Annotated in this window: 13 protein-coding genes and 1 pseudogene; 12 read left to right on the plus strand and 2 right to left on the minus strand. The window is 55.3% G+C overall.

From position 1 onward, the window contains the following. Positions 1-220: 220 nt before the first annotated feature. Genes K6958_RS05310 through K6958_RS05320 form a run of 3 tightly spaced genes read left to right on the plus strand, consistent with a single transcriptional unit; the run spans position 221 to position 4,528 of the window. Positions 221-3,445 (plus strand): molybdopterin cofactor-binding domain-containing protein, encoded by a 3,225-nt coding sequence (locus K6958_RS05310; protein WP_249893683.1) that lies wholly within the window; start codon positions 221-223, stop codon positions 3,443-3,445. A gap of 13 nt (positions 3,446-3,458) precedes the next feature. Further along, positions 3,459-3,920 carry a (2Fe-2S)-binding protein gene (locus K6958_RS05315; protein WP_249893684.1) on the plus strand — a complete coding sequence of 154 codons (462 nt, stop codon included), beginning with the start codon at positions 3,459-3,461 and terminating at the stop codon, positions 3,918-3,920. Further along, positions 3,920-4,528: a nucleotidyltransferase family protein gene (locus K6958_RS05320; RefSeq protein ID WP_249893685.1), complete on the plus strand. Its 609-nt coding sequence runs from the start codon at positions 3,920-3,922 to the stop codon at positions 4,526-4,528. Before K6958_RS05315 ends, K6958_RS05320 begins: the two co-directional genes overlap by 1 nt. Here the strand turns inward: K6958_RS05320 and K6958_RS05325 are convergent. Then, the gene (locus K6958_RS05325) at positions 4,506-6,248 is read right to left on the minus strand and encodes a sigma 54-interacting transcriptional regulator (RefSeq protein ID WP_249893686.1); all 1,743 of its coding nucleotides are present in this window, start codon (positions 6,246-6,248) and stop codon (positions 4,506-4,508) included. The two genes, K6958_RS05320 and K6958_RS05325, sit on opposite strands and share 23 nt — an antisense overlap. Before the next feature lie 331 nt (positions 6,249-6,579). Here K6958_RS05325 and ygeW point away from each other — a divergent pair, with 331 nt between their 5' ends. From ygeW to arcC, 5 genes and pseudogenes are all read left to right on the plus strand, one after another. Next, the gene (gene ygeW, locus K6958_RS05330; protein ID WP_249893687.1) at positions 6,580-7,770 is read left to right on the plus strand and encodes a knotted carbamoyltransferase YgeW; all 1,191 of its coding nucleotides are present in this window, start codon (positions 6,580-6,582) and stop codon (positions 7,768-7,770) included. Between the two features lie 74 nt (positions 7,771-7,844). Next, positions 7,845-9,047: a diaminopropionate ammonia-lyase gene (gene dpaL / locus K6958_RS05335; RefSeq protein ID WP_249893688.1), complete on the plus strand. Its 1,203-nt coding sequence runs from the start codon at positions 7,845-7,847 to the stop codon at positions 9,045-9,047. Between the two features lie 15 nt (positions 9,048-9,062). Next, positions 9,063-10,280, plus strand: a pseudogene (locus K6958_RS05340) (YgeY family selenium metabolism-linked hydrolase). A gap of 42 nt (positions 10,281-10,322) precedes the next feature. Then, entirely contained in the window at positions 10,323-11,723 is a 1,401-nt protein-coding gene (hydA, locus tag K6958_RS05345; RefSeq protein WP_249893689.1) for a dihydropyrimidinase, read from the plus strand. Continuing rightward, on the plus strand, positions 11,720-12,652 hold the full coding sequence (gene arcC / locus K6958_RS05350; RefSeq protein ID WP_249893690.1) for a carbamate kinase: 933 nt from the start codon (positions 11,720-11,722) through the stop codon (positions 12,650-12,652). The genes hydA and arcC overlap by 4 nt, the downstream gene beginning before the upstream one ends. On the opposite strand, the gene K6958_RS05355 is transcribed toward arcC, so the two are convergent. Continuing rightward, positions 12,642-13,493: an XdhC family protein gene (locus tag K6958_RS05355; RefSeq protein WP_249893691.1), complete on the minus strand. Its 852-nt coding sequence runs from the start codon at positions 13,491-13,493 to the stop codon at positions 12,642-12,644. The two genes, arcC and K6958_RS05355, sit on opposite strands and share 11 nt — an antisense overlap. A gap of 309 nt (positions 13,494-13,802) precedes the next feature. Here K6958_RS05355 and ygfK point away from each other — a divergent pair, with 309 nt between their 5' ends. The 4 genes from ygfK to fdhF all read left to right on the plus strand — a co-directional run bounded on the left by ygfK (position 13,803) and on the right by fdhF (position 22,488). After that, positions 13,803-16,901: a putative selenate reductase subunit YgfK gene (gene ygfK / locus K6958_RS05360; protein ID WP_249893692.1), complete on the plus strand. Its 3,099-nt coding sequence runs from the start codon at positions 13,803-13,805 to the stop codon at positions 16,899-16,901. 1 nt (position 16,902) lies between these two features. Next, positions 16,903-18,228, plus strand: a complete 1,326-nt coding sequence (gene ssnA / locus K6958_RS05365; protein ID WP_249893693.1) for a putative aminohydrolase SsnA — start codon at positions 16,903-16,905, stop codon at positions 18,226-18,228. A 488-nt stretch (positions 18,229-18,716) separates the two neighbouring features. Continuing rightward, positions 18,717-20,186, plus strand: coding sequence for a nucleobase:cation symporter-2 family protein (locus K6958_RS05370; RefSeq protein ID WP_249893694.1), 1,470 nt, complete (start codon positions 18,717-18,719; stop codon positions 20,184-20,186). Positions 20,187-20,331: 145 nt separating this feature from the next. Beyond that, entirely contained in the window at positions 20,332-22,488 is a 2,157-nt protein-coding gene (gene fdhF, locus K6958_RS05375; RefSeq protein WP_249893695.1) for a formate dehydrogenase subunit alpha, read from the plus strand. The last annotated feature ends 30 nt before the right edge of the window (positions 22,489-22,518 follow it).

The raw sequence follows: 22,518 nt of genomic DNA on the forward strand, positions 1-22,518 counted from the left end.
TCGCGTTCTCACTTTGATAAAATTGCGTCACAGTGAAAAAGCGCGCACGCCGTTAGCAGTGACAATCAAAAACAATGTGGGCGGGTAATTGCCCAATTTTATTGGTTTACATCACAACTCTTTTGCTTCTCATCTGACTTATTAATTTCTGGCACATCCCTTGCTGATACCTGAAAGAAAGTGAGCAATCTGGTATTTGCACCAGGGAGATAACGCGCTAATGGAAACAACAATTGTGGGAAGTGAAGTGCCGCGAACGGATGGCGCCGCCAAAGTAAAAGGGCTGGCGGTTTATGGCGACGATCTGGTAATGAAAAATATGCTGTATGGCGTTTGTCGCTATGCGGATATTCCTGCCGGGCAGATTACCTCGCTGGATCTCTCTGAGGCCCGGAGCGTGCCTGGCGTGGTGAGAATCGCGACCTGGGACGATATCCCCGGCGAAAAAAAGATTGGCGTGGTGACGCCCGATTATCCGCCTATCGTGGAGCGGGACATTGCGTTTCGCGGCGATGTGGTGGCGGTGGTGGCGGCAGAAACCTATGAGGCCGCCTGCCTGGCGGCGGAAAAAATAAAAATAGCCTATAAGCCCTGCATGCCGGTGACTTCCCCGCAGGAAGCGCTTCAGCCCGGCGCCCGTTTAATTCACCCCGACAGCGACAGTAATATTATTAATCATCATTTCACCCTGAAAGGGGATATTGACGCCGGGTTCGCCACCTCAACGCATATATTTGAGCGCGAGTATCAGGTGGGTTTTCAGGAGCACGCTTATATAGAGCCGGAATCTATTACCACCTGCTATGACGATAATGAACAAATCATCACCCTTTATGGATCGATACAAAATGCCCATCGCGTGCGCGGCTTCGTCGCGAAATATTTGGGGCTGCCCCATGCAAAGGTAAATGTTAAGCGCTCGGTGCTGGGCGGCTCTTTTGGCGGCAAGGACGATATTATCGATCATCTCGCCTGCCGCGCGGCGCTGCTGACATGGCTCACTTCCCGTCCGGTGAAAATGACCTATAACCGCGAACAATCGATGCGGGAAAGCTATAAACGCCATCCTTACACCATGAAATATAAAATTGGTCTTGATGACGATGCGCGAATTCAGGCGATTAAAATCGATGTGCTGGCGGATGGTGGCAGCTATGCCGGGCAGACCGTATTCGTCACCTGGCGCAGCTCAGTGCAGGCGGCGGGCCCCTATAACATTCCTAACGTGCGTATCGATGTCACCGGGGTGTATACCAACAATAACTACACCTCCGCCTACCGCGGCTTCGGCGCGCCGCAGGTGATTTTCGCCAACGAATCTTTAATGGATGAAGTGGCTCAGGCGATGGGGCTGTCGCCGGTTGAGTTGCGCCTGCGTAATATTCTGCGACAGGGGGATACCAGTATGGCCGGGCAGGTGCTTTCCGGCCACACGGTTTCCGCCAGCGAAGTGTTGCAAAAGGCGATCGATAAAACGGATTTTGAGGATAAGCGCCGCCATTACGCCGCGCTGAACGCAGCCGGCGGGCCAATAAAATATGGCATCGGGCTGGCGCTAAGCCACCGTGGCTGTTCGCTGGGGGCGGAAGGGCTGGATGCTTCGTCCGCGCTGATTCAGGTAAACGCCGATGGCAGCATCAATATCTCTACCTCCGTTTCAGAAAACGGCCAGGGATTACAAACCACCATGTCGCTGATCGCCGCCGAAGCCTTTGGCGTTCCGCTGGAGAGCGTAAGCTTCAGCGAGCCTGCCACGGCGATGATCGCTGATGGCGGCTCTACCGTCGCCTCCCGCGGTACGCTGATGGGCGGCCAGGCGGTGCTGAACGCGGCAGACAAAATCAAACAGCGTATGGCAAACGCCATCGCTGAGCGGTTGAGTATTCAGGATGATAAGGATCTGGTCTGGGAAAATGGCCGGGTTTTCAATCGCCATCATCCCTACAACCGGCTGCTGTTTACCGAGGTGGTGAATCTCACCAAAGCCACCGGAGCCAACCTTTCCGCTTACGGCTGGCATGTCGCGCCGCCTATTCACTGGGATGAAGAAAAAGGCACCGGCAACCCTTATTTCACGTGGGTGTATGGCTGTCAGGTAGCAGATATAACGCTGGATACGCGCACCGGGAAAATTGAGATCGTACGCGCCACGGCGGTTCATGATGTCGGCAAAGTCATTAATAAAGTGGGCTTTGAGGGACAGGTGTGCGGCGGCATCGCGCAGGGGATGGTCGGGTACGGCATGCTGGAAGATTTCAATATTGAACAGGGCGACGTGAAATCGGAAAACTTTGATACCTACCTGCTGCCCACCATCAAAGATATGCCGGAGATCGATATTATCGCCGTCGAAAACCACGATAACGCTGGGCCTTATGGCGCGAAGGTGCTGGGCGAACCGGTGCTGGAACTGGGGGCGGCGGCGCTGAATAATGCCGTCAGCTTCGCTATGGGTCAACGCAACTACACGCTGCCCCTGACGCTGGAGCAGGTGAAGCTGGGCTATGCGCTGAAAAAGCCGGAGCGTCAGAGTGAATTGATGGTGTCGTCGGGCGAGAAAAAACAGGTGCTGCGTATCAATACCCTGCAACTGCAGCGCGCGAAAACGCTGGATGAAGCGCTTGATTATCTGGCCGAGGGCCACGCGCGCCCGGTTGCCGGCGGAACGGATGTGCTGGTGCAGGCGCGCCTGAGCAACGATCCGCTAAAGCTGGTGGATATTTCAGGCGTGCAAGCGCTTAAAATGCTGGAGGAAACTGCCGATGGGGGCGTGGCGATTGGCGCGGGCGTCTGCTTTAGCGATTTGACCGCTTCCCCGTGGGTGCAGAAAAAATATCCATTGTTGGTCACCGCCTGCAACACTATCGGTTCGCTACAGTTGCGCAATCGGGCGACGCTGGGCGGAAATATCGCCAACGCCGCACCCTGTGCCGATTCGGTGCCGCCATTGATTATCTACGATGCCGACGTTGAGCTGCAAAGCCGCCGGCGCGGTATCCGCCGGGTTCCGCTTGGCGATTTTATTACCGCAGGCTACCGTACTTTGCTGCAACCAGATGAATTATTAACCGCCGTGATCCTGCCGCCGCCGCCAGAATATGAACGCTTGCAACAGCGTTATCTGCAATTAGGTCGTCGTAACGCGTTAAATATTACGCGTCAGAGCCTGACTGGACAGTTTGTTATCGATAACGCCAAAAACCTGATCCGCTGTCGCCTGGTTGACGGGGCGATGTTCAGCAAACCGCAGCGCCTGATCAGGCTGGAAAAATGCCTGACGGGCCGTCGTCTCGATGCCCAGCTGATCGAAGAAGGGGCATCGGTCATGCACGACATGCTCAACCAAGCGATCGGCACGCGCTGGTCCGCCGCTTACAAGGTGCCCGTTGGCGTTGAGATGTTGCGTCAAATGCTGGAAGAGGCGCTGACCGCGCAACAACAATAAGGTGAGGTGAGCGATGAAGGTAATCGAACTGAAAGTAAACGGTATTTGTGTACGGCGTGAAGTAGACGACAATCGCCGGTTAATTGATTTTTTGCGGGAAGATCTTCAGCTTACCGGGACGAAAGAGGGATGTTCCGTTGGTGAATGCGGGGCCTGTACGGTGATCCTCGAAGGAAAGGCGGTGTGCTCTTGTCTGTTGCTGGCGGCACAGTGTGACGGTGCGCAGATCACTACGGTGGAGGCGCTTCGTCATGACAAAATCGGCCAGCGGCTGCAGTCCGCTTTCGTACGTCACGGCGGCGTGCAGTGCGGCTTTTGCACTCCCGGATTTTTAATGAGCGCCAAAGCGCTGCTGGACGCCACGCCTCGTCCCAGCGACCGGCAGATTTACGATGCGCTGGAAGGTAACCTGTGTCGCTGTACCGGTTATCGTCCGATTATCAAATCGATAAAAGCGGTACTGGAAGAAACATAATGGCCCGCAACGCAGGCGCGAAAAAACAGTGCCTGGTGCTGGCCGCCGGGCTCTCTTCGCGTATGGGCGAATGGAAGATGATGTTGCCCTGGGGCGATACCACCATTCTGGATAGCGCCCTGGAGAATGCGCTGTCATTTTGCGATCGGGTGTTACTTGTCACCGGCTATCAGGGAGCGCGGTTACAGCGGCGCTATGCGGGACGCGCCGCGATTACGCTGTGCCATAACGAGAACTATCTTCAGGGGATGTTTTCTTCCGTTCGCTGTGGCGCGAAGCGGCTTGCGCCAGGCGATTTTTTTGTGGTGCCGGGCGATATGCCGCTGCTGAGCGGGGAAATTTATGCCGCGCTTTGGCGGCATCGTTATCTCAACTGCTGTCTGGTACCGGAATATGATGGCGGCTGCGGGCATCCCGTGCTGCTGCCCGCCGATATGCGCGAGGTTATTTTGCAGGCAAATAACGAAGCGAATCTGAAAGCCCTGGTTAAAGCGCGAGGGCGGCAGCCTGTATCGGTTGCTACTCCCTGCATTCACTGGGATCTGGATACGCCAGCCCAGTATCAACAGTTGTTCGGCATCCCGCTTATGTCAGACCATACTTTTTAATTTTACGGTAAAGCGTCGCCACGCCGATTCCCAGCTCATCGGCGATCTGCTTTTTATTATGAACGCGCTGTAGCGCCTCCTCAATTAAGCTCTTTTCCACTTTTTTCAGATTGGATACCGCATCGTTTTCTGCTGATGTGGCAGGAAAGGTAGCTGATGTCGCCACGATTTTTTCCGACGCGTCAGGCATCTCACTCGGGTAAGCGCGCAGATGATAAACCGGCGGCAGCAGTGAGCTGTCAATCACTTCTCCTTCGGGCACGATATTCACCAGATATTCCACCAGGTTGCTGAGCTCTCTGACGTTGCCGGGCCATGGATAGGCGCTTAACAAACGCAGCACTTCAGGGCTGACCCCGCTTACCGGCCGGCCGATTCTTTCCGCATGCAGGACAAGGAAATGATTCAGCAGCAGAACCAGATCGTTTTCCCGCTTCCGCAGCGGTGGAAGATGAAGCGGCACCACATTGAGACGATAATAGAGATCTTCGCGAAAAAGCCCCAGGCTAATCTTTTCCTGCAGGTTTTGATGGGTAGCGGAGATAATACGAATATCGACCTGAACAGGCTGACTGGCGCCTATCGGCATCACTTCCCGGCTTTCAATGGCCCGCAGTAACCGGGCCTGTAACGTCAGCGGCATATCGCCAATCTCATCCAGAAAAAGCGTGCCGCCGCTCGCCAGCTGGATTAACCCTTTTTTCCCGCCGGGCGCGGCCCCGGTGAAGGCTCCTCTGGCATAACCGAACAGCTCGCTTTCCAACAGGTTTTCCGGAATCGCCGCGCAATTAATCGCAATAAAGGCTTTTTCATATCTTGGGCTTAAGCGATGAATGGCATGGGCGACCACCTCTTTCCCGGTGCCGCTCTCTCCGATAATCATTACGCTGGAGGGGCTGGGCGCAATGCGGTTAATTAACGCCTTCAGGTTGCGCATGACGCATGAATTGCCGGTCAGGTTTTTTATCTCCGGCGTTTCCGGTTCGCGCCGGTCATTGATAGGCTGCAGGCTACGGAACAGCACCAGCAATACGCCATTATCGCTCTCTTGCCAGCGGCCGTACAAACGCCAGCAATGATCATTCAGGCTAAGAGTAATATCCTGTTCAGCACGTTCTTTATTTAATAAGGGCGAGATAACTGCCGGCGTGGGCGGCGGCTCGCTAATATTGAGCTGCTGGCGAGCAACGTTATTAATAAAGATAATACGTCGCTGCGCATCAAACAAAATAACGCCCTGTTCCGTCTGCTGAGCCATAAATGTCAGTAATGGATCGATGCGGCTCTCTTTTTGTTGCAGCTCAGTAATATTATCCGCCAGCAGAGTGGAAATATGGCGAATATATTCGATAAACATGGTGGTATGCGCGCGCAAATGATGCAGCTGCTCGTTATTCATGGCCACCAGACTGATCACCCCCAGGCAATGCTGTTTATAAATAACCGGAACGCCCACAAAACCACGCTCTTTACAGCTTTCCCGCTGGGTACAGGCCTGGCATAGCGAATTGCGCTGAGAATCAAAAATGACCACCTCCCGTTGCCGCTCGATAACTTCAGATAACAGCAGCGTATTGCTGGCGGGAACCTGACCCAGCCGCTGGCTGTAAGGCCCAGTGCCGGCAATACGGCGCAGCGCATTGTCAACAATCTCAACTTCCAGATGCAGCACATTGGCTAACAGGGCGGCAAAGTGCTGCACCGTTTTTTGAATCTTCATTAGGGTGGAAATACCGTCACTGGTATTACTGAACGCGGTCGGCAATGCCGGTTGCGGGTGAATAGCGTTATCATCTGGCGCATCTCTCAATTTGATAACGGGCGCGTTTTTTCTCATTTTGATCCCTCAGCTAAACGGAGTTCATCCTATTTATTTTTCCTTCGTCAACCAGAGTAGCGCCAAATTAGCCCGGAAAAACATGATTAAAAGCACACTCTTTATGGCCGGGCGAAACCTGGCACAAAACTTGTTTGTTCCATCCCAGAATGTATTTCCTTTTATCAACAGACAACTTCTGTTCTGGGATTTAACACGAAAAGGTGTGCAAATAATGGATGAAATAAAACGACTGATTAAGCTGAGCCGGGAGAAAAAGTCTTCTTTGCATAAAAAAGATTTTTTACTGAGTTGGGAACAAACGCGCGACGAGCTGGAGCAGGTACTTTACCTGGCCGAGGCGTTAAAACGGATGCGCGCCGCAAATATTGATACCCGTGTTTTTAATAACGGGCTGGGTATTTCTCTGTTCCGCGATAACTCTACGCGCACGCGTTTCTCTTATGCCTCGGCGCTTAATTTACTGGGCCTGGCGCAGCAGGATTTGGATGAAGGGAAATCACAAATTGCCCATGGAGAAACCGTACGCGAAACGGCCAATATGATCGCCTTCTGTGCGGAAGCGATCGGCATCCGCGACGATATGTATCTGGGCGCGGGCAACGCCTATATGCGGGAAGTGGGCGCTGCGCTTGATGAAGGACATCAGGCCGGGGTGCTGCCGCAGCGTCCGGCGGTCATTAACCTGCAGTGCGATATCGATCACCCCACGCAGGCGATGGCGGATTTGGCATGGCTGAAAGAGCATTTCGGCTCGCTGGAGCAGCTGAAAGGAAAAAAAATCGCCATGACCTGGGCCTATTCGCCAAGCTACGGCAAACCTCTTTCGGTGCCGCAGGGGATTATCGGCCTGATGACCCGTTTCGGCATGGAAGTGACGCTGGCGCATCCGGAAGGTTATGGCCTGTTGCCTGAAGTGCTCAATGTCGCGGCTAACAATGCCCTGGCCTCCGGCGGTAGCTTCCGGCAGGTTTCATCAATGGAAGAGGCGTTTAAGGATGCCGATATTGTCTACCCGAAATCCTGGGCGCCGTGGCAGATCATGCAGCAGCGTACCAAACTGCTGCGTAATCAGGATCAGGCTGGTCTGAAAGCGCTGGAAAAAACCTGTCTGGCGGAAAATGCCCGCTATCAGAACTGGCACTGCAGTGAAGAGATGATGGCGCTGACCCGCAACGGCAGCGCGCTTTATATGCACTGCCTGCCGGCGGATATTACTGGCGTCTCCTGCGAGCGCGGCGAGGTCGAGGCCAGCGTTTTTGAGCGTTACCGCATCCCAACCTACAAAGAGGCGAGCTGGAAGCCGCTGATCATCGCCGCCATGATTCTGGCGCGTAAGTTTGCCCATCCAGCTGATGTGCTGGCGAACCGTCTTGAGGCTGCCGTGCCTCGTATCTGTAAATAAAACGGCAGCCCGCGCGGTTTGCGCATCAACGCAAACCGTCGCTGGTTTGCTCTGCTTTGACTTGAGGAAACGCTATGTCCCAGTTCGAATTACGTATGCAGATAGCGGACAACGCGCATCTGCAGCCTCAGCGCGATCCTGTTTTCAATGCCGATGCCGCCAGGCAGGCGCGGCGCTTCCACCGCACGCTCAACGGCTATCAGCCAACGCCGCTCCACTCGCTGGATAATTTTGCCCGCGCGTTAGGGGTCGATAAGGTATTGGTCAAGGATGAATCTCAACGGTTTAACCTTAACGCTTTCAAAATGTTGGGCGGCACCTGGGCGGTGGCGCAGCTGCTGTGCAAAATCTGGCAGCTGGATATCGCCACCTTCTCTTTTGCTGCCTTTCGCCAGCAGCAGCGTCCGCCGCTAACGTTAGCTACCACCACTGACGGTAATCACGGCAGGGGGGTGGCATGGGCGGCAAAGGCGCTGGGCCAGCATGCAGTTATCTATATGCCGAAAGGTTCTTCAGCGGCGCGCGTGAAGCATATTACCGATCTTGGCGCCGAGTGCATCGTTACGGATATGAACTACGACGATACCGTGCGTCTGACGCTGCGCCATGCCCGACAGAAGGGCTGGCATATGGTGCAGGACACCGCCTGGGAAGGCTATGAAGAGATCCCCACCTGGATTATGCAGGGCTACGCCACGCTGGCCGATGAGGCGGTGGAACAGCTGGATGAGCTTGGCGCAGCGCCGCCGACGCACGTTCTGTTGCAGGCCGGCGTGGGCGCAATGGCGGCAGGAGTATTAGGCTACCTGGTCGACCATTACGGACCCGGCAGCCTGCGCGCGGTACTGGTGGAGCCAGAGCGTGCCGACTGCCTTTACCGTTCAGGCGTTCAGGGAGAGATAGTTAACGTTGGCGGCGAACTGAACACCATTATGGCTGGCCTGGCCTGTGGCGAACCTAATCCGTTGGGCTGGCCGTTGCTGCGTAATAACGTACATCACTTTATCTCTTGTGAAGATCGCGTGGCGGCTCTGGGAATGCGGGTATTAGGCAATCCCCTGAAAGGCGATAGGGCGATAGTTTCCGGTGAATCAGGCGCGCCAGGCATGGGCGTGCTGGCGGCGATTGTTCATCACCCGCAGCGTCATCAGCTTATGCAGCGGCTCCGCCTTACGTCAGACTCCCGCGTCTTAATTATCAGTACCGAAGGCGATACGGATCCTCAGCACTACCGCGAAGTGGTCTGGGAAGGTAAAGACGGAATATCACATCATTAACCAAGGATTACAGCTATGGCTAAACCAATTCCCTTCAGCGAAATAATAGAGCTGGCGCAACGTTATCAACCGGAAATGACGCGATTTTTACGCGATATGGTGGCGATCCCCAGTGAAAGCTGCGATGAAAAACGTGTGGCGCACCGTATTAAACAGGAGATGGAAAAAGTGGGGTTCGATAAGGTTGAAATCGATCCCATGGGCAACGTGTTGGGCTATATCGGTCATGGCCCGCGCCTGTTGGCAATGGATGCCCATATCGATACGGTCGGCGTCGGCAACATCAATAACTGGACGTTCGATCCCTATCTCGGCATGGAAGATGATGAGGTCATTGGCGGCCGCGGCACATCCGATCAGGAAGGCGGCATGGCCTCGATGGTTTACGCCGGCAAAATTATTAAGGATCTGGGACTGGAAGATGAGTATCAGCTACTGGTGACCGGTACTGTCCAGGAGGAGGACTGCGACGGACTCTGCTGGCAATACCTTATTGAATAATCAAATATTCGACCGGAATTTGTGGTGAGTACAGAACCGACCGACTGCCGTATTTACCGTGGTCATCGCGGCAGAATGGAAATCCGCGTCGAGGTCGAAGGGATCAGCTGCCATGGCTCAGCGCCGGAGCGCGGCGATAATGCCATTTTCAAAATGGCGCCGATACTGCTGGATCTACAGTCGCTGGCCGGCAGGCTGGGCAACGATGAGTTTTTAGGTAAGGGTACCCTGACGGTGTCGGAAATTTTCTTTACCTCGCCCAGCCGCTGCGCCGTGGCGGATAGCTGCGCCGTTTCCATTGACCGCCGGCTTACCTAGGGCGAAAGCTGGGAAGGCGCGCTGGAAGAGATCCGCGCCTTACCGGCGGTGCAAAAAGCGCAGGCGAAGGTCTCGCTCTATGAATACGACCGCCCCTCCTGGACCGGGTTAACCTATCCAACCGAATGTTATTTCCCTACCTGGAAAGTGCCGGAAGATCACTTTACGGTGCGCGCCTTAACCACTGCTTATCAGGGACTGTTTAAGCAGCCGCCGACGGTAGATAAATGGACCTTCTCCACTAACGGGGTGTCGATTATGGGCCGTCACGGCATTCCGGTGATTGGCTTTGGCCCGGGGAAAGAGCCTGAGGCTCATGCGCCTAATGAGAAAACCTGGAAATCACACCTGGTAACCTGTGCGGCGATGTATGCGGCGATCCCGCTGGCATGGCTGCAACAAACCGATCGTTAAGCCGCTAAGGAGCGCCCGCATGGGCGCTCCGGGAGTCGTATCATGTTAACACTGATTAAAGGTGGGACGCTGGTTGACGATACGCGAGAGTTCAGGGGCGACGTGCTGATCGAGCGTGAAAAGATAGTCAAAACTGCCGCCTGTATTGACGCTGCCGTCGCCGATCGGGTGATTGATGCCAGCGGCCTGCTGGTGCTGCCCGGCGGCATTGATGTTCATACCCATTTCAATATTGATACCGGCGCCGCCGTCAGCTGTGATGATTTTTACAGCGGCACGCGCGCGGCGGCCTGTGGCGGCACTACCACCATTATCGACCATATGGGGTTCGGCCCCGCCGGCTGTAATCTGCATCATCAGCTGGAAAAATATCATCGTGATGCGCGCGGCCAGGCGGTAATTGACTACAGCTTTCACGGCGTTATCCAGCATGTTGATGAGGCGATACTCGATGAGCTCTATTCCATGGTGCATATGGAAGGCATCAGCAGCTTTAAATTTTATCTAACCTATCAATATCACCTGCATGACGGCGACATATTGCGTTTGCTGGAGCGGCTAAAAGCGGTCGGCGCGCTGGCGACGGTGCATGCGGAAAATGACGCGGTCATCGCTCACAACCGTCGCCGGTTTCTGGCGGAAAATAAGCGAGCGCCGATCTGGCACGCCTTAAGCCGTCCTGCGGCCTGCGAGGCGGAGGCGATAGCGCGCAGCTTGCATCTGGCCCAGTTGGCCGGCAATGCGCCGCTGTATATTGTGCATCTTTCCAATGGCGTGGGAATGGAATATATCAAGCTGGCGAAAGCGCGCCATCAGCCGGTATGGGTGGAAACCTGCCCGCAATATCTGCTGCTGGATATCGGACATTATCAACGCCAGGACGCATTGAAATATATTCTTAGCCCGCCGCTACGACCGCGACAGGAGCTGGACAGCCTGTGGAGCGGCATCAATGATGGCAGCATTGATACGCTGGCGACCGACCATTGCACCTTCCCTTATTCCCTGCGGCTTTCCCGGGCTGCTGATGATTTTACCCGCTGCCCGAACGGCCTGCCAGGGGTGGAAAACCGCCTGGCGCTGCTGTTCTCTGAAGGGGTGGCGAAAGGGCGCATCAGCGCCTCCCGCTTTGTTGCGCTGACCAGCGCAAATCCGGCGCGATTGTTTGGCCTGTGGCCGAATAAAGGCAGCCTGCTGCCCGGCAGCGATGCCGATCTGGTGTTGTTTGATCCGCAGCGGCGTCAGGTGATCCGCCATGCCGATTTACACGATAACGTCGATTATTCGCCCTGGGAGGGTTTTGAATGTCACGGCTGGCCGGTGATGACCATTTCAAGAGGCGAAATCCTCTGGCGGGACGGGATATTTTGCGGCAAAGCCGGGCGCGGGCGTTTTATCCATCGAAAACCCTTTTTCTCAAAACATCAGGGAGGCGGTAAATGAAGCAGAGAATTGTGCTGGCGCTTGGCGGCAATGCCTTAGGCAAAGGCCTGGCGGAACAGATGAAGGCGGTTCATACCACGGCATCAGCGATTGTCGACCTGATTGAAGAGGGGCACGAGTTAGCGATCACGCACGGCAACGGGCCACAGGTGGGGATGATCCATCAGGCCTTTGAAGCGGCGGCGCATACCCCAACGCATTCGCCGGTGCTACCGATGTCGGTATGCGTGGCGTTAAGTCAGGGCTATATCGGTTATGATCTGCAAAATGCGATACGGGAAATGCTGCTCAGACGCGGTATTCATAAATGCGTGGCCTCGTTGATCACCCAGGTACGCGTTGATGCTGACGATCCCGCCTTCCTTAAGCCGGATAAGCCGATCGGAAGCTTTTTAACTCAGGCAAATGCCGACTCGCTGGCCGCGCAGGGTATTGCAGTTAAACAGGATGCCGGCCGTGGTTGGCGACGGGTGGTTGCCTCGCCGGAGCCGAAAGAGATCGTTGAAATCGAGGCGATCAAGGCGTTGCTGGCGGCAGGCGTGGTGCCGGTGACCATTGGCGGCGGTGGCATCCCGGTGGTGGCGGAAGATAGCGTGCTGAAGGGCGTAAGCGCGGTGATTGATAAAGATCGGGCCAGCGCAATTTTAGCGCGCGATCTGGATGCCGATATGCTGATCATCTTAACGGCGGTAGAAAAAGTCGCGATCAACTTTAATACGCCACAAGAGCGCGGTCTGGATCATATAACGGTGGCAGAGGCAGAAAAATATATGGCGGAAGGGCAGTTTGCGCCGGGCTCGATGCTGCCAAAAGTTGAGGCTGCCGTGACGTTTGCTGCCTCGCGCCCCGGCAGAAAAACCTTAATCACTCTGCTGGAGCGCGCTAAAGAGGGGATTGCCGGGTTAACCGGAACCCTCATCAGCGGCTAAGCGTGACCGACTGGTCGACCGGTGTCAGTTTGGTGGCTGACGCCGGCTCCTGCGGCCGCGCAGCCGGGGTAACTTGGCCGGTGCGGTAAAGCTGAATCAGCTCGGCGATAATACTGACGGCAATCTCCATCGGCGTTTCTGCGCCTATTTTCAGCCCCAGCGGAGCATGCAGGCGCGCCAGGTCTTCTTCGCTAAAACCATGCTCTTTACGCAGCAGGTTACGGAAGTGGTGGGCTTTGCGTGTACTGGCTAACAGTCCCAGATAGCGGAACGGCAAATGGATAACCTGTTCCAGTGCTTCGCGATCCTCGTGGTTGGTGGCGATAATCACATAGCTGTGCTCATCAAGGCCCAACTGCGGCACGATGGCGGCATAATCAGCGCCATCAATGCGGCGGCAGGCTGCGGGCAGCTCCGGATGCTGCAAATTAGCGGGCCAGGTATCCGCCAGCGTAACGATAAAACCAAGCCCAGCGGCCAACCTGGCGACTTCGCGATTAACATGGCCCGCGCCCAGCAGAAAAAGCGCCGGTCGGCGAGGGTAAACCGCAATATGGATAGTCATCGCGCCGCCGCAGTCTGAACCTACCGCATTTTCTCCCTGACGTGTTAGCCGCGCCTCGAATAGCCGGGACGCGCCCTGCGCGATCGCTTCCCGCGCCGCGTCAATAGCCAGTCGTTCCAGCATACCGCCGCCGATAGTGCCCGCCGTCTCGCCCTGCTCGGTAACGGTCATCCATGCCGAGTGTCGCAGCGTAGAGCCGCGACACTCAATGATCTGCAGTAGGGCAAAGGCCTGATTCTGTTCTTCAAGGCTCGCCAGTTGGTTAAATAAACGCATCGCATCTTCTCCTTTTTGCCGATACCTCCTGCCTGCAACTCTCATGCCGCTTCGCTGTTTATAAAAATCAAAGAGTTATATCTGCTGCGAGCCAACTTTTTCTCATAGTGAGAAACAAAGAATCACTCTGACATTTTGGACGGCGATTCCGCGTCACAGAATGAGAAACCGATCACTCTCCACGCCCAAATACGCCCATGCGGGCGGAGTGGTCTGGTAATTGCTTTATAGGGACACGGCCTGCGCGAACGAAACTGATATGGCGCAGCGGGCGGGTAAAACACAATAAATTTCAGCAAGGAGCAATGTATGGCTGACATTATGCGTCCTGTTCCCTTTCGTGAGCTTCTGACGCGCATCTGTGCCGAATATGAAGAGGAACAAAGCATTTTCGGCATTCCCGAAAGCGAGTTTTATGTTCGTAACCCGGAAAGGCAGATTTCGCTGTTCGGCGAAACCTGTGATACGGCGATTGGCCCGGCGGCAGGGCCACATACGCAGCTGGCGCCCAATATCATTGTCGCCTGGCTGACCGGCGGCAGCTTTATTGAGCTAAAAACGGTACAAATCCTTGACCGGCTGGAGCTGGAGAAACCCTGTATCGATTCCAGCGATGAGGCATTTAATACGGAGTGGTCTACAGAATTTACCCTGGCGAAAGCGTGGGATGAATATCTTAAAGCCTGGTTTGCGCTCTGGCTGCTGGAAGCGCTGCTATCGCCGCGTCATCCCGGTCAGGGCCGCTCTTTTATTTTCAATATGAGCGTAGGGTACGATCTTAAAGGCATCACGCAGCCGCCGATGCAGAAGTTCATCGATGAAATGCTGGATGCCGGGAAAAATGAAAAATTTAACCGTTACCGTCAGGAACTGGCGCAGTTTATTCAGCATGGCGGCTGGCGCTTATTAGCGAAAGCCACGCCAGCTGTTCTGAATCAGCTGGCGAAAACGATTCATCCACAGCTGGTGCGCAGCGTTACGCTCTCTACTATGCATGGCTGCCCGCCGGATGAAATCGAATCCATTTGCCGCTATATGCTGACGGAAAAAAAGCTTCATACCTTCGTCAAGCTCAATCCCACACTGCTGGGCTATGGCGAAGTGCGCCGCATTCTTGATGGCAACGGCTTTAACTATATTGAGCTGGATGAAGAGGCCTTCAGCCACGATCTCCAGCTGGCACAGGCGCTGGAGATGCTGGAGCGGCTGGTGGCGCTGGCAAAAGAGAAACAGCTCAGCTTCGGCGTGAAGCTCACCAACACTTTGGGAACCCGTAACCATAAAAAACGTCTGCCCGGCGAGGAGATGTATATGTCCGGGCGGGCCTTATTTCCGTTATCAATCAACGTGGCCGCGCTGCTCTCACGTCATTTTCACGGCCAGTTGCCCATCTCTTATTCAGGCGGTGCCAGCCAGTACAACATCGGCGATATTTTCGCCACCGGCATTCAGCCCATCACCATGGCGACCGATCTGCTGAAGCCGGGCGGCTATTTACGTATGGCGGCCTGTGCCCGGCTGCTGGATAACTGCGCGCCGCGCCAGGATCGCAATATCGATGTTGAACGGCTTAACGCGCTGGCCAGCCTGGCGCTGGAGGCGGAATGGACGCAGAAAAGTTGGAAAGGCAAAGCGGAGATTGACGCGGGCGGGCCGCTGCCGCTGACCGACTGCTATATCGCGCCCTGCGTTACCGCCTGCGCGATTAAACAGGATATTCCGGAATATCTGCGGCTGGCCGGAGAGGGGCGCTATGTCGATGCGCTGTCGTTAATTTATCAACGCAATGCGCTGCCTTCAATTACCGGGCATATCTGCGATCATCAGTGTCAGTACAACTGTACCCGCCTGGATTACGACAATGCGCTTAACATTCGTCAAATCAAAAAGATCGTACGTGAAAAGGGCTGGGAGGACTACCGCCAGCGCTGGCATAAACCTGCCGGATCGGGCGAAAAACATCCGGTCGCGGTGATCGGCGCCGGGCCTGCCGGTCTCGCGGCGGGCTATTTCCTGGCGCGTGCCGGACATCCGGTCACGCTGTTTGAACGCGAAGCTAATGCCGGCGGCGTGGTGAGAAATATCGTGCCTCGCTTCCGCATTCCCGCAGAACTGGTGCAGCAGGATATCGATTTTATCGCCGACCACGGCGTAAAGTTTGTTTATGGCTGTCGGGAAGGGATCACGCCCGCCGCGCTAAAACAGCAGGGGTTCCACTATATTTGCATCGGTACCGGTGCCGGCAGCAGCAATCGGTTACGGCTGGAGGGCAGCAATTCTGGCGTCCTGCCCGCATTTCATTTTCTGCGCCAGTTTAATCAGAACCGGGTTTCGCTGCATGGTGATATCGCCGTGGTCGGAGCGGGGAATACCGCCATGGACTGCGCCCGCGCCGCGCTGCGGCTTGATGGCGTGCATAGCGTGACCATCATTTATCGCCGTCAGGAAGAGGATATGCCCGCCTGGCCTGAAGAGATCGCTGAAGCCAGAGCCGAGGGCGCCATCTTTATGACGTTGGTTAATCCGGAACGCTATGAGCCGGATGGATCGTTGCGGCTGCGGGTAATGCAGCCAGGCGAGCCGGGCGAGGATGGGCGCCGGCGTCCCGTCGCCACCGATCGGATACTGACGCAGCATTTTGATGCCTTAATTACCGCCACCGGGGAAAAAAATGACCAACAGCTTTTACAGCAGTTTGGTTTGACGCCGGGACCGGACGGGATAGTGGCGGTTAATCCGGAAACGCTGGAAACCGCCGTAGAGAATGTCTTTCTGATGGGCGACGTACAGAGCGGCCCGGCCTCGATCGTGGCGGCTATCGGCGGTGCGCGTAAAGCCTGTGACGCGATCCTGACGCGTGAAAATATCCGCAGCGGCGCGTCGCCGGCTTATCATCTGAATACCGATCCGCGTGCTATTTACGCCCGCAAAGGGCGCATTGCGCTACGCCAGATCACTGCTGATGCGCCTGATGCGTTCGCCCGTCAGGAGGCTGAACGCTGTCTCTCCTGCAACTATGTGTGCAGTAAATGCGTTGATGTCTGTCCGAACCGGGCAAATGTCGCGATCGCCGTACCCGGCTTCCGCAGCCGTCAACAGATCCTGCACCTGGATGCCCTGTGTAATGAGTGCGGCAACTGCGCGCAGTTCTGTCCATGGCAAGGCAAACCCTATACCGACAAAATCACGCTGTTCAGCCTTCCTCAGGATTTTAATAACAGCAGCAACCCCGGCTTCCTGCTGGGCCGGGAAGAGATACGTATTCGGCAGGCCGGGAAAATATGGCAACTGAAGCTGGATAAACAGCGCCGCATCGTCGATCTGCCGGAAACGCTGAGCGAAATGGCGGCGATTATCGATTATACCCGTCAGCATCACGCTTACCTGTTAGGCGCCGTGGAGGAATAACATGCTGCTACTTAAAAATTGTACCGCCGTCGAGCTGTTTCCCGCCACGGTCACTCACGCAACGGATATCGTCATCGCTGATGATAAAATCGTGGCGCAGGGCGAAAACCTTTCTTCTCTCTATCCGCAGGCCCAGGTCAAAGAGATGAACGGCAAGCTGGTGATGCCTGGGCTGGTTTGCGCGCATAATCATTTCTATTCAGGGCTGTCGCGTGGTGTGATGGCGCCGATTGGGCCGTGTCCGGATTTTATCTCCACCCTGAAAAACCTTTGGTGGCGCCTCGATCGCGCGCTGGATGAAGAGTCGCTCTATTACAGCGGGGTCATCTGTTCGCTGGAGGCGATCAAAAACGGCTGTACTGCGGTGATCGATCACCACGCTTCGCCAGCTTTTATTCAGGGGTCGCTGGCGGTACTGCGCGAGGCCTTTATGCATGTCGGCCTACGCGGTATGACCTGTTTTGAAACCACCGATCGCAACGGCGGGCAGGCGGAGCTGCTGGCGGGCATCAAAGAAAACAGCGCATTCGCGCAGCTGATCGACAGGGAAAAACGGCAACATCCACAGCAGTATCTGGTTGAAGCGCATATAGGGGCGCATGCGCCTTTCACCGTGCCGGATATTGGGCTGGAGCATCTCGCCGCCGCCTGCGCAGAAACCGGACGAGGGCTGCATATCCACGTTGCCGAAGACCGCTACGATGTCTCTCACAGCCACGATAAATATGGTCTGGATCCACTGGTTCGCCTGGATAAGTTCGGTCTGCTCGGTGAAAAAACGCTGATTGCCCATGGGCTTTGGCTGGCACCGCAGGAAATTGAGCTGCTAAACCAACGCAATGCGTTTTTGGTGCATAACGCCCGTTCTAATATGAACAATCACGTTGGCTACAATGCGCAGCTGCCCGCCGTGAAATGGGCAGCGCTGGGCACGGACGGCATCGGTTCCGACATGCTGGAGGAGCTGAAATTCGCCTGGTTTAAACACCGCGATGCGGGCGGCCTGGCGGGCACCGATAAATTTTTGCAAATGCTGTATAACGGCAACCTGTTGCTTGAGCGTAACTTCGGTCAGCCTTTTGGCCGTCTGGCTGCCGGGTACACTGCCGATCTGACTATATTCGACTATGCCGCCCCAACGCCGCTGTGTGCGGATAATCTTGCCGGACATCTGGCATTTGGCATGAGCAGCGGCGCCGTTGACAGCGTTTTTGTTGCCGGGCGCGCCGTTTATCAGGATAAAGCCTTTGTGCTGGAGGTGGCGCCGCTTTATGAAAAAGCGCGTATCGTGGCGCAAAAAATGTGGCGACGAATGGCCGCTTTGTAAGTGTGTCCCACGGCGTCAGAAATCCCTGCCTGACGCCGCGGTTTCTCTTCGCTCGATCTCTTCTGCTAACTCACTTCTCACCTTGCGATCCAGTGTCTTATAGCACTGATATTTAGCGTGCCTGACCTTCTGAAACTTATGTTGTGTAGCCTTATCGCGCTTGCCTGAAATGTTCCGGAATGAGAGGCCTCGTCTCAAAGTGAGAAAAGATCGAGGTGCTGCCAGCGCCGCTTTGCCAACAGAATTGAAAAAGGGCGTTGGCGTGCCGCCGCTGATGTTTTTGAGGTGGGTGGTTTTTGCGCTAACCCGTGACGGCTTTCACAGATACTTTTCTTCCCGCCTGGTTTTGACCAATTCTGGCATGTCTTACGCATTAACCATTATGCGCGCAATATCCTGATGGCGACATCAGGCCAGGGAGGCGAAAGCCTTCGAATCGTAGCTCCCGGCAATGGCGTTCAGGGAGCCGTACACAAGAGAACTGGCTTATGAAAGAATCCGCTCGATCTGCCTTACGTCCGCAACTATCGCAGACGCCCGTAGATGAGGTTTTGCCCATTACGCAGATGTTTCTGTATGGGCTGCAACATGTGCTGGTGATGTATGCCGGCGCGGTAGCGGTTCCGCTGGTGATAGGCAGCGCCGTAGGGCTGCCCGAACAGCATATTATCCTGTTGATTAGCGCCGATTTATTTATCTGTGGCGCGGCCACCCTGGTACAGTCGCTGGGCGTCGGCCGCTGGCTGGGCTGTAAACTGCCGCTGATTCAGGGCTGTACTTTTGCCGCTCTGATCCCGATGGTGCTGATCGGTAAAGAGTATGGACTGGGGGCAATATCCGGGGCGGTAATGGTGGCGGGGGTTTTCATTCTTTTTTGCGCCCCGTGGATAAGCCGCTTAATCCGCTTTTTCCCCAAGGTGGTCATGGGCTCCATCGTGACGCTGATCGGTCTGTCGATTATGCCGGTGGCCGGCGCCTGGGTTGGCGGTGGCAGTAGCGAAATGAATGATTTTGGCAATTTGCTCTCTTTGCTGATGGCGGCGATAACGCTGACTATCATCCTTAATCTTTATACCTTTGCTTCCGGCATGATTAAAAATATTGCCGTCCTGATCGGCCTGGTAACCGGTACGGTGATTTGGAACATCTTTACTCCGCTCAATTTTAACCTGGTGCACAGTACCGCCTGGTTTCACTTGCCGCAGGTACTGCACTTCGCCCGGCCTGAGTTCCATCTTCTGCCGGTCGCGCTGCTTTCGATGGTAATGGTGGTGGTGATGGTTGAAACCATGTCTTCATTGATGGCAACCGGCGATATCGTAGGTAAAAAAGTGGATGCCCTGATGCTGCGCAACGGTCTCAATACCTGCGGGCTGGCTACCCTTATTTGCGGCTTTTTCAATCTCTTTCCTTACTCCGCTTTTGCGCAAAACGTCGGGTTGATTGGGTTAACCGGCGTACGCAGCCGTTTTGTGGTCTCTCTGTCCGGCCTGATCCTGATACTAATGGGCGTGTTCGCTAAAATGGCGGCGCTGGTGGTTTTGATCCCGAAACCGGTGCTGGGCGGCGCGGGTATCGTTATGTTTGGCATGGTGGCCGTGTCAGGCATCCGCACCCTGGGTCAGGTGGATTATCGTAATAATAATAATGGTCTGGTGGTGGCCCTGACTTTAGGATTGGGCATGATGCCGGTGCTGGTTCCCGGCCTCTTCACACAATTTCCCTCTATGCTGCAGCTGTTTATGCACAGCGGTATCACTATCGGCACGCTGGTCGCTATCGTCGCGAACCTGACTCTTAACGGCACCGTTCATCCGAAAGTCGCCAGCGAGATGCTCACTCCCGATCCGCTTCCGCCCAGCGCTGCCGCGCGTAACGTGGCGGTACGCACCGTGCGTATGTGGTTGCTGCTGCGTAAGGTGCAAAAAGAACAGGCGCAGTTGAAAAACCGGGGGTAGCCATGCTGTCACGTATTCTGTTGGCGTTGGTATGGCTGCTTCTGCTGTCGTTACCGGCAGTACAGAACGCTATCGCGCTGGGGATCGGTCAGCGCTTTAACTATCTGCTGCTGTTTTAAACTGGTATGTGAGACGGAGCCTCTTGATGAAAAAAATAACTACGGTATGTCCTTACTGCGCATCGGGCTGCAAGCTGAAGCTGGTGGTTGATGAGGGTAAAATTATTCGCGCTGAAGCGGCAATGGGGAAAAATAACCAGGGCACGCTTTGCCTGAAAGGCTATTACGGCTGGGATTTTATTCATGACACGCAACTGCTTACGCCGCGCCTGAGAACGCCGATGATACGTCGTCAGCGCGGCGGCCCGCTGGAAGCGGTCGACTGGGAGGAGGCGCTGGATTATGTTGCCGGGCGTCTGGATGCGATTAAGAAAAAATATGGCCCCGACGCCATTCAGACCACCGGTTCTTCACGCGGAACCGGCAATGAAACCAATTACGTTATGCAAAAATTCACCCGCGCCGTTATCGGCACCAACAATGTGGATTGCTGCGCACGCGCCTGCCACAGCCCGTCGGTTGCCGGTTTACAAAAATCGATTGGTAACGGGGCGATGAGCAATGCGATAACGGAAATCGATCGTACGGATTTGGTGTTTATTTTTGGCTACAATCCCGCCGACTCGCACCCCATCGTAGCTAATCATATTATTAACGCTAAACGTAACGGGGCAAAAATTGTCGTTTGCGATCCGCGCAAAATTGAAACCGCAAAGATTGCCGACATGTATATTGCGCTACGTAATGGTTCCAACATCGCGCTGCTTAATGCCATTGCGCAGGTGATCATTGCGGAAGATTTGTATGACAAAACTTTTGTGGCTGCGCGTTCCGAAGGCTTTGACGAGTACCGTAACCTCGTTGCCGGTTACACGCCGGAGTCGGTAGAGAAAATAACAGGCGTTAGCGCGCAGGAGATTCGCCGCTGCGCGCGGCTCTATGCCACGGCAAAAACGGCAACCATTCTGTGGGGCATGGGCGTTACCCAGTTCTATCAGGGCGTGGAAACCGTCCGGGCGCTTACCAGTCTGGCTATGCTTACCGGTAACCTTGGCAAGCCCCACGTAGGCGTAGGCCCGGTGCGTGGGCAAAACAACGTGCAGGGCGCCTGCGATATGGGCGTATTGCCGAATACCTATCCGGGCTACCAGTCGGTTAATGAGGCGGCCAACCGTGAAAAATTTGCCCGCGCATGGGGAGTAGAAAGCCTGCCGGCGCACCCAGGCTACTGTATCAGCGAGCTGCCGCACCGGGCGGCACAAGGTGAGGTGCGCGCGGCTTACATTATGGGCGAAGACCCATTACAGACTGACGCGGAGCTGGCAGCGGTTCGCACCGCCCTTAGCGATCTGGAGCTGGTTATTGTACAGGATATCTTCATGACCAAAACGGCGGCGGCGGCTGACGTTATTCTGCCCTCGACCTCATGGGGCGAGCATGAAGGGGTTTATACCGCTGCCGATCGCGGATTTCAGCGTTTTTTCAAGGCGGTGGAACCGCAGTGGGATCTAAAAACGGACTGGCAGATTATTAGTGCGATCGCGACGCGTATGGGCTATCCGATGCACTACAACAATACGCAGGAAATCTGGGATGAGATGCGTCATCTCTGCCCGGACTTTTACGGCGCCACCTATGAAAAAATGGGCGAGCTGGGCTACATCCAGTGGCCGTGCCGCGATGAGTCTGATGCCGACCAGGGCACCTCCTGGTTATTTAAAGATAAGTTCACCACGCCGAATGGCCTGGCGCAGTTCTTTGCCTGCGAATGGCTTGCTCCTCAGGATAAAATTAACCACGACTACCCGATGGTGCTTTCTACGGTACGTGAGGTAGGGCACTACTCCTGTCGTTCAATGACCGGCAACTGCGCGGCGCTGGTCGCGCTGGCGGATGAGCCGGGCTATGTGCAGATCAATAGCGAAGATGCCGAGCAGCTGGGCATTAAGGATCGGGCACTGGTATGGATCGTTTCACGTAAAGGAAAGATAATTAGCCGTGCTCAGGTTAGCGATCAGACTAACAAAGGGGCCGTCTACATGACTTACCAATGGTGGATAGGCGCCTGTAATGAACTGGTAAGCGAGAACCTTAGCCCGATAACCAAAACGCCCGAGTATAAATATTGTGCGGTACGCGTAGAGCCGATTGTTGATCAGGGCGCCGCAGAGCGATATGTCAGCAGCGAGTATGACAAGATGAAACATTACCTGAAAGCGCAGGCGCTGGGTGAACCGGTATGATGTTGGCTATAAAGCGCAGGCGCTGGTTCA

This window comes from Mixta hanseatica (assembly GCF_023517775.1).
In the GTDB taxonomy this organism is placed as follows: domain Bacteria; phylum Pseudomonadota; class Gammaproteobacteria; order Enterobacterales; family Enterobacteriaceae; genus Mixta; species Mixta hanseatica.

Bases quoted from the DNA above. Each gene is read 5' to 3' on its own strand.
- K6958_RS05310 (WP_249893683.1), top strand. From the start codon at position 221: ATGGAAACAACAATTGTGGGAAGTGAAGTGCCGCGAACGGATGGCGCC.
- K6958_RS05315 (WP_249893684.1), top strand. From the start codon at position 3,459: ATGAAGGTAATCGAACTGAAAGTAAACGGTATTTGTGTACGGCGTGAA.
- K6958_RS05320 (WP_249893685.1), top strand. From the start codon at position 3,920: ATGGCCCGCAACGCAGGCGCGAAAAAACAGTGCCTGGTGCTGGCCGCC.
- K6958_RS05325 (WP_249893686.1), bottom strand. From the start codon at position 6,248: ATGAAGATTCAAAAAACGGTGCAGCACTTTGCCGCCCTGTTAGCCAAT.
- ygeW (WP_249893687.1), top strand. From the start codon at position 6,580: ATGGATGAAATAAAACGACTGATTAAGCTGAGCCGGGAGAAAAAGTCT.
- dpaL (WP_249893688.1), top strand. From the start codon at position 7,845: ATGTCCCAGTTCGAATTACGTATGCAGATAGCGGACAACGCGCATCTG.
- hydA (WP_249893689.1), top strand. From the start codon at position 10,323: ATGTTAACACTGATTAAAGGTGGGACGCTGGTTGACGATACGCGAGAG.
- arcC (WP_249893690.1), top strand. From the start codon at position 11,720: ATGAAGCAGAGAATTGTGCTGGCGCTTGGCGGCAATGCCTTAGGCAAA.
- K6958_RS05355 (WP_249893691.1), bottom strand. From the start codon at position 13,493: ATGCGTTTATTTAACCAACTGGCGAGCCTTGAAGAACAGAATCAGGCC.
- ygfK (WP_249893692.1), top strand. From the start codon at position 13,803: ATGGCTGACATTATGCGTCCTGTTCCCTTTCGTGAGCTTCTGACGCGC.
- ssnA (WP_249893693.1), top strand. From the start codon at position 16,903: ATGCTGCTACTTAAAAATTGTACCGCCGTCGAGCTGTTTCCCGCCACG.
- K6958_RS05370 (WP_249893694.1), top strand. From the start codon at position 18,717: ATGAAAGAATCCGCTCGATCTGCCTTACGTCCGCAACTATCGCAGACG.
- fdhF (WP_249893695.1), top strand. From the start codon at position 20,332: ATGAAAAAAATAACTACGGTATGTCCTTACTGCGCATCGGGCTGCAAG.